The following is a 15,043-nucleotide window of genomic DNA, read 5'->3' on the forward strand; positions in this document are numbered from 1 at the left end:
TCAACCTCCCTCCCCTGAGCCAGAACCAATTACCACACCACCACAATCCACCGCGTGGCCCGTCAGTGCTGCGGGTTTACCGTCGATTAAAATACTGCTTGAGCCCTGCGCAATCGCACGTGGATGGGGTGAGTGGTTGGGTTTGTCATGCGGTGCCAGGGGGTCACCCACGCGGGCAACCGGCTTGCCGTCCATCATCACCGTGCCGCTGCCTGCGGTGACCGGTGTCGGTGGAAAACCATCGTGGTCAGTGCCGATATCACCGACGAGTACAAATTTCTGGCCCATTGCGACTACTCCTTTTGCAACCCTGCTTGTTCGTGCTTGTCCCGCTTATTCGTGTTGCTCATTCATCCCAGGTGGCGGGCGCTTCATAGCTGGCGACGTCATAGGCATCCACGTATTGGCGGGTGAACCCCGCTGCCTCAAGGCTATCGATGGCGGAGTGGCAAGACACCGGTAGGCGCGCTTGTAGCGGCACGCCATTTAAGCTGCGGCGCACTGCTCTTAATAACCGCGTGCCATGGCCACTGCCTTTCCACTCTTGGCTGATGTAGAAAAAACGCAGTTGCCAAGCGGCCTCATCATCGGGACGGCAGGCAAGCACCATGCCGAGCGGCGGCCCCTCGCCAAGGTGCAGCGCTAGCAAGCGACCCTGCCAATGGGCCACTTGGCCCTCTACTTGCTGAAGCCATAGGCCACGGTGCACGGTAAACTCCAGGGCGCGGCGTAACGTTTCCAGTACACTGTTATCGCGAAGTACCCAGGGCGAATGCCCCTTGGCATCCGCTTGGTAGACCGCTTCGATAAACTTATCAATGTCCTCATCGCGTGCCGCTTCAAGCGGGCGGGCGCGTTTAACACCCTGCCGCGCATGCTGCGAAGCGGGCCGCGTATTGCCCGAGCTAAACAGCTGCTTAAGTTTCGTCAGCATCGTTGCCTCGCTCTGCATATAGCGCTGAGGGGAGTTCAAAGCCCGCGGCCAGTGAGCGCGTAAAGGGGTTAGGTGCGCCGTTGGCAAGTAACCGGTAACGCGCTGTACCGCCATCAACATTGAAGCGCAGTTCCAACTCACGCTCGCCAACGTTGGTGATATCGGCGTCTTCCAACAAGCGGAACCATGCCCAGGCCCCATCCTGCGTCACACTGCGGGGGGAGCGGTTAACCTCACTGGGCACCATGGTGACGCGGCTTTCGTTACCACCACGCAGCGAATTGGGCCATACCATCGACACACGCTGGCTAGCGCTGTGGGCATACTCGATCAGTTGGCCATCCACACTAATCACGCTACGTCGTTTATCGGGGCTCAGGCTGATGGGTTCGAGGGCAAATTCAACGTCAAGCGCACCGTCGCGGCTGAAGTAAGCACGGCGAATCTGCTCGGCCTGTTCGACCGCGCTGTGCACGCTGTCACGCAATATCGAATTGCCCTCGGCATCCACTAGGTGCTCAGGCGCGCCCTCAAGGAAAGGCTCAAGGTTATCTTGATAGAAAGCATCCAGCGTGCCATCAGGCGCGAAGAAATCTTCGAAATCGTTCAGCGAAATTTCCTGGCTTGCATTGGGTGCTAGGGGATAACGCCCGGCTAAACGCTCCTGGTAGGGTGCCACGACATCATCAAGCCATTGGCGCTCAAGATGACGGGTGGCACTAGCCATCATTAACTGCCAGCTTTGATCAGCCAAGTCTTCCAGCATGCTACCCACCGGCTGAGGTGTGTTTTCGGCTATTTTTTCTAGGTTGTTGATGGGGTCGTCACCCCGCAGCGATAAGCGGTCGCGCACGTTCACAAAGGCGGCGCGCCCGGCATCGCTGGATTCTTCAATATCGAGTAAATAGTCACGCAGTTCGGTGATCGCTTCCTTAATTTCCTCCAGCGAGGACGGATTATCATCGCGTGCTTCGCCAAGCTGATTAAGGGGCGTGAAAGGCTGCTCTATCTCGGCGGCAAGTTCATAACGTGAAGAGTGCTTTAATGCCTCACGCGCTTGCTCATCGCCCTCAGGCAGCTCTGGGTAAAGACTTGTGTTGCGCTCAACCGCCGATAGCAAACGATCCAGCGGTCGCTTGGCACCCACCAGGGCGTCGGCCACCACAATCGCTTGATGAATATCGGGCAAGGGGACCAGTTGCGTATTGCCCAGCGCATCACGCCAACTGACATGGTAATCGCTGACATAATGCTCACGCAGGGCGGTTTGCAACTGCTGTTTATCCGCCTTGCTAAAGTTGATGTCATCCCGCTGGCCCAGCGTCCATGCATCAATGAGCGCAAGCTCCGTGGCGCGCTCTAATTCCTGTAGGAAATAGTCGTCAAAACCATCACGTGTAAGGAGATACGGTAGCGTCACATGTTCTGGATTGTCGTTACGCGCCATGAACACGGTATCGAACAACGTGCCCACACGCTGGCGCAGATCCAGTGGCTCGCCTTCACGGCTTCCCGCTGCTTTTAGCGCGGCATACACACGCTCATCAATTGGCTGGCGTGACAGCTCTTCTTGTGCAGCATTCAGGCTACCCCTAAGTGGCTCCATGGCCTGCTCGGCACGCTGGCTACCGTCAGCGATATGCCCTTCTAGATCGGTATGGGCCATGGCGTAGTCAAGGTGATCCAGGAGGCGCTCTTGCACTACGCCCTGTTGGGGGAAGTCCCCTTGCCAACGTCGAGCCATGAAGCGCATCACCCGATCGGTTTGGCGACCGCTGTCGTCAGACATCATGCGCAGCACACGCAGCAACGCGAGTTTTTCATTACTGCCCGCCTCGGCACGGTTCATATCGTCCATGATGCCGATCATCAAGGCGGGTAAGAATTGGTGCTCGAGCATCGCCACATAGGCCCGCTCTACCTGGGCGCCAATGACATGCCCCTGGTACAGCCCCATATCGGCCAGATAGGGCGTGTGGGAGCGGTATTCATCGAAGGTTTCCAGCGCGCTTCGTAAACGGTCAAGCGGCTCGAGTAATTCATAGCCACTGGGGTCATCACTCCGGAATGCCTCAGGGTCGGTGGCCAGAAACGTTTCTGCACGGGTTTCCACGGCGGCCAAAGAAACGCTGTTTTTCTGATAGAAATGCGTCCAGCCGCCCACCAGGCCAACCCCTATGATCAAGCAGGCCGCCAGGCTAATAGTGCGTGTGCGCCGCCGCTGTTGAGTCACCCTCGCGTTGTCGCCCGCCAGCCCCGCCTCGGGGTAAATAACGTTTTCGAACAGCTCTTCGGTAAAGTAGAGCGCGCTACGCGTCGCCCGGTGGGCCGGCTGAATGCTTTCATCCATACCGTAACGACGAGCGGCCGCATCCACAAAGGGATCTTCGGGAACCCCTTGCTGATAGACCGAGGTGAAGTAGGTACCGCGCACCATGGCCGCCGTTGAGAAACGGTCGCTGGAAAGCGACTCGGTCAAAAAGCCCAGCAGTACATCGCGCAGGCCGGCCAGTTGACGTACAAAGCGGAACACGGACTCGCGCTCTTCCCGGTCTCGGCATTCCGACAACATAGCGGGCAACTGCTTGTTCAAACGCGCCAGCATTTCGTCGTAGTCGGCCTCGAACTCAGCTTCCCATTTTCCAGGGGTATCCATCGAGTCAGGCGAAAACGTAAAACCAAGCGGCGCTTTGCGTGCCGCTCGAGAGTAATGCCGGAAAAAGTCGTCAAAGCCGTGCAGCAAATCCATTTTGCTGAAAGTGACATACACCGGCAGTCGCGTGCCGTGGCGCTCCATCAGTTCACGCAGCCGGCTGCGCAGCAATGCCGCATAGGCTTTGCGTACCGCGACCTGGGCATTGCTTAAACGGGCGAGATCAAGCACCAGGACGACACCATCCAGTGGCCGCTGGGCGCGATTACGCTCTAACCATTCAACAAAGTGGTCCCACAATCGGCTTTGCTGCGCTTGAGGCTCACCACCTTCCATCGCGCCCTGGGTCAGTAACTCTCCATCAGGGTCGATCAGTACCGCTTTGTCACCGATCCACCAGTCAAAGCCAAGCTGCCCCTGCTTGGTGCTTTGCCCGGACGCTTTCATCACGTGGGTCAACGCAAAGTTCTGGCCAGAACGATTAATCAGGCTGGTTTTGCCAGCATTCTCAACGCCCATAACCAGGTACCAGGGCAAGCGATATCGACTATTATCGCCCCCGCCCAGGTTGGCGGTAATTTCACTCAGGACGTTGTTGAGAGCGGCCTCTTGACGTTCGACCTGGGGCATAACCGGGTCTTGTTGGCGCGCTTCTTCCTGCTGGCGTTCGTCATCCAACGACCGTAAACGCCGCGCAAGACGAACACCCCAGATGACGACCACGAGGGTCACGACAGCCAACGTCGCTAGCAAGCGGTTGGACAGCGCTGCCAGGGGCGTTATACCGGCGACCTCCCATCGCGGTCCTAGCCACCAAATGGCAATCACTAACGCCACTAACAGTAGCGCCCAAAGCAGGGTGGTAAGCCGTAACAGCCCTTTTGCTTTATTGCCCTTGGCCTTCGCACTATTGTGTGCTGTTTGTGCTCTTGATAGGCCCGGCACCCAGCGGCTCAGCTTTGATGTTAACGTTGACCACATTAGCCTTTATCCCTCGTCCCTTGTATTAACGACATTGTCAGTGCGATGCTTTGAGTGCGATTTCTAGCCGCGAGACCAGCGTCGGCTCCCACTGCTCAAGCGCTAGCGCCGTTACCGTCTGATGAAGCGTTCGGTAATGATGCTGAGCCAGACTTTCCAGTCCTGCCTCGTGTAATAGGTCCGCGCTGGCCAAGCGCCAATAGGCGCTATCGCGTGGCGAGCGGGCACCGCTTAAGCCTTGGTCGAGCACCTTTAATGCGGCCCCAACATCACCCTCCGCCATGGCGTCGCGCGCCTCGTCCAGACCGGCTTGCCAAGCGTCTCCCCCACCGCCAGCCGCTCCCGTGCCTTGCGTATTGCTGAATAACCAGCGTTTTGTTTCGTCATCGACAAACGCCACTCCGTTATTAAACGCCAGGGCGTCAATACCCGATAACCGCTCTACAAAGCGTTGGGTTTCCTCGCGAATCGCCTCGGCACAGCGTGAGTGCCCTAACTGTTTTGCAAGCCCCGCGCTTAACCGGTGGCCCTCCAACCAATAGGGGCTTAACGTCAAACTATTCTCTATGCGCTCCCACAGGTCGTGATCGCCTCCTCGCGCGAGCGCTTCGCGATAATCGGCGATCCGGTCGGCTGACACAGGCGCCAGCTCGGTTTTGCCGCTCTCCTTCGCATTGGGGAGCGCCTGAATTGCCCCCCAAATCGCAAAACGGCGCAGCCGATAGGCCAGCGGTTCGCCGGGGGATTGCTCGACCAGAAAATCGGCCATCTTGAGCAAGCTTTGGCGGTTGGAGCGCTCATTTCCGGCTTCCATCCGCAGCTCAGGCGCTTTGGCCGACGTCGCTGTGGATGTCGTCGTCGTTGATGGGGTTGCGTTGGTCCGATCAGCCGCCGAGTTTTCCGGCGGCGTTTTCTCGTCGACGGAAGGTGATGCAGCCGGACGCTGGGCAAGCAATTGCCGGCCCAGTTCATCTAACGTCTTTTCAGGCAATGCGTTGGCGGCGGCTTGTTGCTGAAGCTCGTCAAGCGATGCTTGGCAAGCGTCAAATTCATCCTCTGCATTGTGAAAATCGACCGCCGACACTAACTTCACGCTGCGTTGGATAAACTGCTGAAACAACCGGGCGCGCAGTTTGGCACCCTTGCTGCCCGCGAACGGGTAGGCCTGGGACCACCAGGGCTGGCCCACGCTGCGGGCAAGCAGGCGTAGCGAAAGCGCAAAACGCACGCCATTTCCACCGTGTTGCAGGCAATGCACTAAATGCCCCAACACCTTTAGATCCTTGCCTTTTTCGCTCAGCATGCGCACGGCCAGCATTTCGGCGGTATCCCAATCAACGTGGGCGTGCTGCAGCGAGCCTATCTTCATCATCTCTTCATCAAGCGCCAGATAGTCGTTGGTGTCTTCCAACGGCTCGCCGACCGGGTGCCCCGCATCGTTAACATCAAGCGGCGCCAATACGGGCGTTAGATGAGCTTCAACGGTGATGCGCATGGGTGACTCCTTTACCAGCGGCACGCATCGCGTAGTGGTTGAATATCCTCACGAAGGCCGGATACATCAAAGCGCAGACCATCCAGCGCGCTCACATCACTGCGTAGCGTAATTTCGTCAGCACTAAGCAATTGACGAAGCGTGTCGATGGCAGGTAACCCACGGCCACCACTCACTATCTGCCCGCCGTCACGGACGCGCCACTGCTGATCGATGGTTCTCCCATCGCCCGTCAGTTCGAGTTCCACGCGTGCGTTATCGATCGGGAGCGGCATGTGCAGTTGGAATCGGGTAATCATTTTTTCACAGGCCATCACCATGATGGGCCGGGGCGGCGTTGTGCCTAACGCGGGCACACTGATCAATACATCACTGCCCTTTTCGCGCATGACCAACCCCATTTCGTCACCGGAGCGACCGGCCTCTTGCCTTTCAATGGCATGCCATAACGCGGGCAGTTCGTGGGTGTCGGCGCTTGGATTTGGCGTTTGGAAAAGCGCGTCGTAACAGTGCAGGCGCTCTAAACGAGAGGTCTCCTCAGCACATGTCTGAGCACTTTCCAGCAACGCAGTGTGCCCTTCTGCCCGTGAGGGATGGCTAAATAGCGTCAACAGCACCAGCAAACCACCGGCTAAGACGTGGCGATTTAACAACATCGTGTTCATTTGGTATCCAGTTCTAACAGCTGGCATTTATGGGCCAAGGTTCGCTTAGGCAGGCCGAGGCTCTCAGCCACTTGGGCACGATTCCCCCCGAACCGCCGCAAGCGCTGACGAATAATGGCGGACTCGACATCGCGCAGGGCTTGGCGAAGATCATCAATGTCATCGGGTAGCGCAAACCCAGTGTCTTCGGCCGACACCGACGAGGCTTGCTCATTGGGTGTTTGCTCACCTGGCAACAGGTAAGCGTCGATATCGGCCCCCTGAGGCGTCATGGCACAGGCATAATCGATCACGTTTTTTAGCTCGCGGACGTTGCCTGGGTAATCACGGCGATACAGAAGGCGCAGTGCGGCGGGGGTAATGCCCATTTCGTCACGTGCTTCACGCTCACAAAAGTCGGTAATAAAGGACTGCGCTAGCATGGCGATGTCGTCGCGGCGTTCGGAAAGGGGCGGCAACGCCAGAGGGAACTGGCCTAATCGGTAGTAAAGGTCTGCGCGAAACTGCCGATCGCGGATCTGCTCGCGTAGCGGCTGATGGGTAGCGGCCACCAAACGCAAATCAGCACAGCGCTCTTCACTCGCCCCCAGCGGGCGGTAACGACCACTTTCCAGCACGCGCAATAGCTTGGCTTGCAGGGCTAGCGGCATATCGCCAATTTCATCAAGAAATAACGTGCCGCCATCCGCCTGGCGGATCAGCCCTTCGCGGGCCTGATCCGCCCCCGAGAATGCGCCTTTGGCATGACCAAACAGCTCCGACTCAAGCAGCGCTTCGGGAATTGCGGCGCAGTTAATCGCCATGAAAGGGCCTTTCGAACGGGCCGACAGCTGATGAATAGCCCGTGCCACCCGGTCTTTACCCGTACCGGTTTCACCCTGTAGCAGTACCGCCAGGTTCGTTTCGGCCGCACGTACAACATGCCGACGCAATGCTTGCATGGCCGATGAATGACCCAGCAGTTCGTCGCCCAACTGGTCGGCTAGCGCTTGGCGACGCGCGTCGTCGTTAAGCTTTGCGAGCGAATCCTGCAGCACGCGGGAGCGTTGACGTTCGCCCTGTTCGCGCGCCAGCCGCGCCCATAGCCGACATAGCAGCGCGTCAAACGCGGCCATGCCGGGGTCGTCTGCAAGCTGGGAAAGCCGGGTTTGGGTACTCACCAACAGCATTACCCCCAGCCATTCCCGCTCTGCGTCCGCCGCCCGCAGTGGACGAATGTGCAGATACAGACTTGCCCCCATCGCCGCTACCTGTTGCTGGAAAGTGGCATGATCGAGACGCGTCCGCGCATCCGCGACACTTAACGTTAGTGCCTTGCCACTGCGAATAACGTGGGCATAGGGATGATTAAAATCGCTGCAATCAAACTGCCCGTCATCACCATCACGGCCTAGCCAACGGCCGCTGCCTTCTATATAAAGGCATTCGGCCAATGCTAATCCCAGATGGCGTTGTAAGAGTTGCGCGGCTCGCGGGCGCAACTCCGACGTTGAGCGGCTTTCCACTAGGGTTAACGCCAACGGCATGGCCGCCAGTTCAGCTGAAAGCGCGGTACTTTCAGCTGATGGGGTATCGGCAGCAGGCAGCATCATGGTGTTACGCCACCTCCGCAGTGAAATTGCCGTGCTCGGGGTCAACGCCCAATACGACGCTTGCCACGCTTTCACGACGCGCCATGCGCTCCAACAGTGCGCGGGAGAGCGGCGGGAGTAACTCGCCATCAATCACCGACTCGAGCATACGCGCGCCATTTTCACTGCGGGTTGCTCGCGTACAGATCGCCTCAACCAGCGCATCATCCAGCACAACACTCGCCTGGCGGTGGCGCTCGCGAATGCGTGTGGCTAGCGTCGTGAGCTTGGCGTTGACGATCTCGCGTAGTGTGTCGCCAGCCAGCGGCAAATAAGGCACGACTTCCATGCGCGCCAGCAACGCGGGCTTGAAGAAGCCGGCAAGCACCGGGTAAAGCGCGTCGTCCAGCGCCGTGGGGTTATCGCCATGAGCCACGATGGCTTCATAGCCAAGGTTGGAAGTCAGGAAGAAGACCACGTTCTTGCAGTCGATCAGCCTGCCTTCGCCGTCCGCCAGCTCCCCTTTATCAAAGGCCTGATAGAAGAGGTTCAGCACATCCGGGTGGGCTTTTTCCACTTCATCCAGCAGGACGACCGAGTAAGGACGCTGGCGAATCGCCTCCGTCAATAACCCACCCTCGCCAAATCCCACATAGCCGGGCGGCGAGCCGATCAGGCGAGACACCGTATGCTTTTCCTGGTATTCAGACATATTGATGGTGGTGAGAAACTGGCGGCCGCCATACAGTTGGTCAGCGATCTGCACCACGGTTTCGGTTTTTCCGACCCCGCTGGGGCCGACCAGCAAGAACGCGCCCAGTGGCCGCCCGGGGCGACGCAGATCCGCACGGGCTGTCAGCAAGTGACGGTGAATACGTTCAATGGCGTCGTCCTGCCCCTGGATGGATTCGCCCAGGTGCGTGGGCAACTCAGTGAGCCGCGTCAGTTCATCGCTGGTCATGCGCTCAACCGGCACCCCGGTCCAATCGCCGATCACCTGGGCAATTTGCGCCTCTTCAACGCTGGGGGTCACCAGGGTATGCGTCTGCTGAAGACGGGCTAGCTGCTGTTCACGCTCCGCCAACTCAGCGTGTTGGGAAGCAGCAAGCGCGTCTGGTGCATGACTATCGGATTCCAGCAGTTGGCGATGCAGACCAACGATGGCATCCACGCACTCACGCTGCTCACGCCAAGCCGCCTCCAGCGTGGCAAGCTCATCGTCAAGGCGGGCAAGATGTTCGTCGAGTGTCTGTCGACGCGTCGCGTCGACGTCACGGCCCAACAATGCTTCACGGGCGAGCTGATCGCGCTCGCGAAGTGCTGCGGTATGCTCGCTTTGCAAATGACTCAGCTTTCGCGGCGGTGTATCAAGCGTTTGCGCCAAGCGCGTGCAGGCGGTATCCAGCACGTCGATAGCTTTATCCGGCAGTTGCCGACCGGCCAGATAGCGGGCTGACAACGCCGCTGCCGCTCTTAGACCACTGTCGCCAATCAGTACGCCGTGAGCTTGTTCATAGACATCACGTAAGCCGCGAAGAATCACCAGAGCCTGGTCAACGCTGGGCTCGGATAGCGTAACGGGCTGGAAGCGCCGCGAGAGTGCCGGGTCTTTTTCGAAGTACTTTTTGTACTCCCGCCAGGTGGTCGCCGCAATGGTGCGCAGTTCCCCACGCGCCAAGGCCGGCTTGAGCAAGTTGGCCGCATCACCGCCCCCTTCCTGGTTGCCAGCACCAATCAAGGTATGGGCTTCATCAATAAATAACAGGGTGGGACGCGGCGCATTTTTGACTTCGTCAATGACGGCTTTAAGTCGCTTCTCAAACTCGCCTTTGACCGCCGCGCCGGCTTGCAGGGCCCCCAGATCTAGAGTGAGCAGTTCGACATCAGCAAGCGCAGCGGGGACTTGGCCGGCCACAATGCGTGATGCCAAGCCTTCCACGACGGCGCTTTTTCCGACCCCGGCATCACCAATCACGATGGGGTTGTTTTTGCGCCGACGTCCCAAAATATCCAGCATTTGGTCGATCTCAGGATCGCGCCCCAGTACAGGGTCGAGCGTGCCTTGACGCGCCTGCTCGGTGAGCGACGTGGCAAAACGCGCAAGCGCGCTGTCGTCAGTGCCAGCATGCGCTTGGCGCGTGTTACTCGTGGCCTCTTCTTGAGGAGCTTCCGCTGAATGTGCGGTTATCGGGTCAAGATGACGACGCAGATTTTCCCGGTTAATGTCGGCCAACAAACGCACCGCACCTGCTCCCAAGTAGCGTTCCGGATTATGCAGCAACGCGATAAATACCGCCCCACTTCGCAGCGTGCGGTGCTGATACTCAGTGGAGGCGAGTAACCATGCATCCTGAAGCAGCTCGATCAACAGCGGTGAAAAGCTAGGTGTGGCCACGTCCAACTCGCGGGGTGGGCGTGTTTCTTCTGCCAATTGCGCACGCAACGGCGCGATATCAATATCCAGGTGTTCACAAATGGAACGCACATCGCATAGCGGCTGATCCAGCATGGCTTGCAACAAGTGCCCAACGGTAACCTCAGGCGCCTGTTGCTGTGCACACAGCAGTGCCGCTTGCTCTAACGCTTGGCGAGCAATGGTATTAAGACGGCCAATGAGCGCTGTTAGCTCTACCCTGAGCATGGTATCTCCTAGCGATAAAGTTGATTAAGTAACGAGGTAATTTGCGACGCCTGTTGATCCAGCGACCAGGAAAGGCCCCAATAAACGCCAACCATGGCGATACCAAATAGCGCAAAGATGCCCCAGGTAGGAAAATGGCTGGAACGGCGTAGGCGCCCCTGCACGACATTATCGAGGGGATGAGTTAGCGCTTCTTCCGGTGGCTCCTCAAGATTGCTCAGTTGGTCGCCCAGCGCCCTGACAATTTGTTCGTACTCCTCACGACCGTGGGCCATCACCCGATAACGGCCTTCAAACCCCAGACACAGGCACAGGTAAATGAATGCCAACATGTCCCGGTATCGTTGCGGTTCTTGCTGGAGACGCGCGAGGATAGAGAAGACTTTTTCACCTCCCCAGGTTTCGTTGTGGAATCGGGTCAACAAAGAGTGTTCAGCCCATTTGCTTTGCCTTCCCCAAGACATTCCCATCACGGCTTCGTCGATAAACGAACACAGCACGTAGCGATAGGCGAGCAAGGTGGCACGGTCATAGCCTTGTTCGGTCAGTTCGATTTCAATGGCGGCAATTTCATCGACCACTTGACGGTAAAGGCGCTCAATATCACCCGCGTTGTTGAGCTGGCGTACCCTAACCACCATACCCAGCAGGCTGCTGGCTGCATCAACTAACGGATTCAGATTATGCCCGCGCAAACGGAACCAATAGTCTTCATCAGCATCGAGCTGCTCGGCGTGGCTATGAATCAAATGCTCCAGGCCACGTTCGTTAATTAAGTCCTCATGACGCACCTTGTCATTGGGTGCATGGGAACGGCTCAGGCTGTGCGAATCGGTGACAAGCTGCTGCATGGTTTAACTCCTGATAGCCCAGAACTGCATTTCCAGCCCTGGAAATTCACCGGCAACGTGGAAGGCAAAGCCGCTGGCACCGCTGAGCATGCCCCACGCCTCGCTTTGGCGATCCAATTGGAAATAGGTATAACCAGCGTGATAAGGCAGTTCGCGGGGAGCGACCGGCAACGGCTCAAGCGGAATACCGGGTAACTGCAAGCTGATGAGGTCACGAATACGCTCGACGCTGGCCACCTTGGTTTGCTGTAAAAACAGCTTGCGTAGCCGTTCATTAGGCATGTCGGCGCGCACGGCAAGAATGAACTCGGCGGATTCGATCAGGCTCAAATCAGACAGCGGTGCCACCAATAAGCCATAGCGTCGAGTCTGCAATTGGATGGCCACGGCGCGGGGTTCTAGCACCGTCGACAGCGCCTGGCGTAGCATTTTCATCAACGGATGAAACGACCCTTCGGGATGATTATGGTCGTAGGCTGGGCACTCTGGGGGGAGCCGGGACTCGTCAGTAAAGGTGACAAGCTCGCAGGCCACTTCATGCATCGTGTCGTAAAGTCGTTCAGGGTGCAGCTGACCCAGCCGTGCAAGGTGCTGGAAGCGTGGCTGAGCGCGGTTAAGCAGTTGCAGCAACATAAAGTCCGAGACGTCAGCGACCCCCGCCTGATGCGGGGTAGAAAGACGCTGGGCAATATTACGCGCGCGCTCCCGCATCAACCCGGCCATCTCACCCACAAAGCGCTGCAATCCAGGCGCTGCCTGTACGTTGAGCAACGTTGGCAAGAACTGCTCATCCAGCACCAGGCTACCGTCAGGACGACGTTCAACAATGCGTGCAACGGCGAGGCAAGCGTAGCCGCTGCGATCATCACGCTCGAGCAGCAACCGAGGCGCAACCCGTGCTACGTTGATGTCGGTCGACACGCCCTCTTGCGAGTGAAGGTCGCGCACGCTGCGCGACAGCAGCCGGTAACGCGCTGGCAAATTGTCATCGGGCCAACGCACCTCACCAATGCCATCAGTTGCCAGTGGCAAACCAAGGTACACAACCTGGTTGGTAATGCTGGCATCGCTAATTTCCAACGGTGCAGGCTCTACATCATCACCAGGCAAATGAAAGGCCACCCCGTCGGGCATAACACCGCTTGCCCGGCTGATGGCGATGCGTCCAAAACTGAGAAATTCATTATTGAGTTCGAGCGAGAGAAAACCGTATAGGTAGTGGCTTACCCCCTTTAAACGCGTGTCCAGCGCACCTTCCAAACTGCGCTGTTGCTGCTGAAAGTGCTGAGGCTTAATGAATAACCCCTCGCTCCAAACGACACGGTTTCGGCTAGCCATTACCCTTCCTCCCTTAATTCAACTTCACTGTCACGGAGGTGGACCAGCAGGTGATAGTGTTCGCTGCGGCTTTTTACTTTGACGACTTTCTTCCATTCCGCCTCGTTGGGCGAGGCGTAAAACGCAATCAGACCGATATAGCGAGTGTCTTCATCGATCTCAAAGGGCTCGTAAAACTTCCATTGCTCTGGCAGCAACGTAAAATCATCGTGGGCGAGGTAGTTCGTTCCCAGCGCCTTTTCCAGGTCGTTTTCCAGCTGGTCTAAATCCGCGGCCATTAACATCGAATCATCTTTTAGCTGCAGGACTTGAAAGCGAAGCGGTGTCCCTTCGCCTTCCACGTTAGGATTCACGTTGGGTTCCGCTATCATGCTGAGGTCAACCTTGGTGGGCTGATCTTCTGGGTAACCTACCGGAATGTCGGGATCACGCATGACCTGCCACGCTTTGCCGGAGGCTTCCCGTGTCGAGGCACAACTTGCCAGCAGCAAGGTGATGCAGAGCAGGCCAACAAGCCTTGCGATACTTGACGCGCTCATGCTTCCTCCCGCTGTTGACGACGTACAGACTGGTCGTAGGCCTGTTCAAAGACTTCCCAAAACAGCTTTTGAAACCCTTGCTGACGACCAGAATTCAACTCGCGGTAATAGTGGTCATACATTTCCCACGCCCAGCCACCTTCGTTGTCGATACGATTGCTCGCCCCTCGATAGGCATGAAAGCGTTTGAGCAACGCCTCCGGCGAGAAGGCATCCAGAATGGCGGTCAGGGCATGGCCAATGGCTTCTTCAACGGCCGCTTGATGCTGCCCCTGGTGTCGCAAACTCTCCGCCACGGCTTCCGGCGCTGAAAGATGCACAGGGCTGCGTGAGGCAGACAACATCGTTTCAGCGGTTTCCTCATACGACTGGCCCAGATGCAGTGGGTTATCTTCAATCGGCTGCAAACGCCGGTCGCGAAGTGGATACTTACTGTCATTTTGTGACTGCTGTAATATCCGCAGCCCATCGATGGCGGCACGCAGGGTTTGACCCGCTTCTTCTAGAAAGGCCTGTTGCTCTTCGCTATCCCGGAAAGGCAGGTCAATCCCCAATCCACGCAGTAAGGGGTCCGCACCAACATGGCTTAGCGAGCGCGTTGTTGGCTTTTGCCAACGGTCTTCTAATTGCTCACCCACTGAGCGCTCCAGGTCATCTAATTGCCGCTCATCCATGTTATTACTCCTGTGCGTTTTTAGGCCGTTAAGGGGGGTTATGTCGGGTAGGCTCACCGCCTCGTGACGACGTTCTTGTTGAGCCCATTGATGACGTTCGTAGTGCTGGGAAACAGTCAGCGTGTCGATCGGCTCCAGTTCAGTTGGCCTGGGGACATCGTCCTCCAGTGCCACCATCGGGTCATGCTGAAGCGACCCTGGAATAACGCCACCCAGCGCTTCGATGGGGTCTTCGCGTTGGTTTTGCTCCCGTCCTTCCGCGTGGCTTCCCACCGGTGCCACATGCCCGTGGGCGGTGACATCTTCAGGCTCTTCGTCAACTAGCGTTGCGAGCGAGTGAGCGCCTGGCTGCCATGATTGGCGATCGCCGAGATGCACTTTCAAGCGGTACTCACCAATCAGCAGTTCATCACCATCGCGCAGCGCCACCTTACGATCACGCCCCAAAGGCAAGGTGGAGCGGTTGATAAAGGTTTGGCCGCTGCTATCGATGAGGCAAAATTTTCCGTCAATTTTGCGGATGTCGGCGTGGCTGGGTCGAATACGCCCTCGATGATCCTGCAGCAACCAGCTATCTTGCGCGCCGCTGCCCAAGGTGCCGCCCTCGCCGCGGAAGACATAGCTGCTCGTCGAGCGACCTTCGAGGGCCTCACTGTTTATGACCACCAGGGTGATGGCGTCAGTCTGAATGGCATACATGG

General features: G+C 57.8%; 11 protein-coding genes. All 11 read right to left on the reverse strand.

All coding sequences use genetic code 11. The features are described from left to right. Genes GA0071314_RS16235 through tagH form a run of 11 tightly spaced genes read right to left on the reverse strand, consistent with a single transcriptional unit; the run spans position 1 to position 15,041 of the window. A complete protein-coding gene (locus tag GA0071314_RS16235; protein WP_074397601.1) occupies positions 1-288 on the reverse strand; it encodes a type VI secretion system PAAR protein in 288 nt (95 codons plus the stop codon). Between the two features lie 58 nt (positions 289-346). After that, entirely contained in the window at positions 347-934 is a 588-nt protein-coding gene (locus tag GA0071314_RS16240) for a GNAT family N-acetyltransferase (RefSeq protein WP_074397602.1), read from the reverse strand. Beyond that, positions 918-4,568 carry a type VI secretion system membrane subunit TssM gene (gene tssM, locus GA0071314_RS16245; protein ID WP_074397603.1) on the reverse strand — a complete coding sequence of 1,217 codons (3,651 nt, stop codon included), beginning with the start codon at positions 4,566-4,568 and terminating at the stop codon, positions 918-920. Before tssM ends, GA0071314_RS16240 begins: the two co-directional genes overlap by 17 nt. Before the next feature lie 37 nt (positions 4,569-4,605). After that, positions 4,606-6,063, reverse strand: coding sequence for a type VI secretion system protein TssA (tssA, locus tag GA0071314_RS16250; RefSeq protein ID WP_074397604.1), 1,458 nt, complete (start codon positions 6,061-6,063; stop codon positions 4,606-4,608). Between the two features lie 11 nt (positions 6,064-6,074). Then, complete coding sequence (vasI, locus tag GA0071314_RS16255; RefSeq protein ID WP_082934281.1) at positions 6,075-6,728, reverse strand: type VI secretion system-associated protein VasI; 654 nt, start codon at positions 6,726-6,728, stop codon at positions 6,075-6,077. Further along, positions 6,725-8,320 (reverse strand): sigma-54 interaction domain-containing protein, encoded by a 1,596-nt coding sequence (locus tag GA0071314_RS16260; RefSeq protein ID WP_082934282.1) that lies wholly within the window; start codon positions 8,318-8,320, stop codon positions 6,725-6,727. The genes vasI and GA0071314_RS16260 overlap by 4 nt, the downstream gene beginning before the upstream one ends. A 4-nt stretch (positions 8,321-8,324) precedes the next feature. Next, positions 8,325-10,940, reverse strand: coding sequence for a type VI secretion system ATPase TssH (tssH, locus tag GA0071314_RS16265; RefSeq protein ID WP_074397605.1), 2,616 nt, complete (start codon positions 10,938-10,940; stop codon positions 8,325-8,327). A gap of 8 nt (positions 10,941-10,948) precedes the next feature. After that, entirely contained in the window at positions 10,949-11,791 is an 843-nt protein-coding gene (gene icmH / locus GA0071314_RS16270; protein ID WP_082934283.1) for a type IVB secretion system protein IcmH/DotU, read from the reverse strand. A 3-nt stretch (positions 11,792-11,794) separates the two neighbouring features. After that, on the reverse strand, positions 11,795-13,129 hold the full coding sequence (gene tssK, locus GA0071314_RS16275; protein ID WP_074397606.1) for a type VI secretion system baseplate subunit TssK: 1,335 nt from the start codon (positions 13,127-13,129) through the stop codon (positions 11,795-11,797). Continuing rightward, the gene (gene tssJ, locus GA0071314_RS16280) at positions 13,129-13,668 is read right to left on the reverse strand and encodes a type VI secretion system lipoprotein TssJ (protein ID WP_074397607.1); all 540 of its coding nucleotides are present in this window, start codon (positions 13,666-13,668) and stop codon (positions 13,129-13,131) included. The genes tssK and tssJ overlap by 1 nt, the downstream gene beginning before the upstream one ends. Further along, complete coding sequence (tagH, locus tag GA0071314_RS16285) at positions 13,665-15,041, reverse strand: type VI secretion system-associated FHA domain protein TagH (RefSeq protein WP_074397608.1); 1,377 nt, start codon at positions 15,039-15,041, stop codon at positions 13,665-13,667. The genes tssJ and tagH overlap by 4 nt, the downstream gene beginning before the upstream one ends. Positions 15,042-15,043: the final 2 nt, after the last annotated feature.

The organism is Halomonas sp. HL-93 (assembly GCF_900086985.1).
GTDB lineage: Bacteria > Pseudomonadota > Gammaproteobacteria > Pseudomonadales > Halomonadaceae > Vreelandella.

Excerpts from the sequence above, each read along its gene's own strand:
- GA0071314_RS16235 (WP_074397601.1), bottom strand. The coding sequence starts at position 288 with ATGGGCCAGAAATTTGTACTCGTCGGTGATATCGGCACTGACCACGAT.
- GA0071314_RS16240 (WP_074397602.1), bottom strand. The coding sequence starts at position 934 with ATGCTGACGAAACTTAAGCAGCTGTTTAGCTCGGGCAATACGCGGCCC.
- tssM (WP_074397603.1), bottom strand. The coding sequence starts at position 4,568 with ATGTGGTCAACGTTAACATCAAAGCTGAGCCGCTGGGTGCCGGGCCTA.
- tssA (WP_074397604.1), bottom strand. The coding sequence starts at position 6,063 with ATGCGCATCACCGTTGAAGCTCATCTAACGCCCGTATTGGCGCCGCTT.
- vasI (WP_082934281.1), bottom strand. The coding sequence starts at position 6,728 with ATGAACACGATGTTGTTAAATCGCCACGTCTTAGCCGGTGGTTTGCTG.
- GA0071314_RS16260 (WP_082934282.1), bottom strand. The coding sequence starts at position 8,320 with ATGATGCTGCCTGCTGCCGATACCCCATCAGCTGAAAGTACCGCGCTT.
- tssH (WP_074397605.1), bottom strand. The coding sequence starts at position 10,940 with ATGCTCAGGGTAGAGCTAACAGCGCTCATTGGCCGTCTTAATACCATT.
- icmH (WP_082934283.1), bottom strand. The coding sequence starts at position 11,791 with ATGCAGCAGCTTGTCACCGATTCGCACAGCCTGAGCCGTTCCCATGCA.
- tssK (WP_074397606.1), bottom strand. The coding sequence starts at position 13,129 with ATGGCTAGCCGAAACCGTGTCGTTTGGAGCGAGGGGTTATTCATTAAG.
- tssJ (WP_074397607.1), bottom strand. The coding sequence starts at position 13,668 with ATGAGCGCGTCAAGTATCGCAAGGCTTGTTGGCCTGCTCTGCATCACC.
- tagH (WP_074397608.1), bottom strand. The coding sequence starts at position 15,041 with ATGTATGCCATTCAGACTGACGCCATCACCCTGGTGGTCATAAACAGT.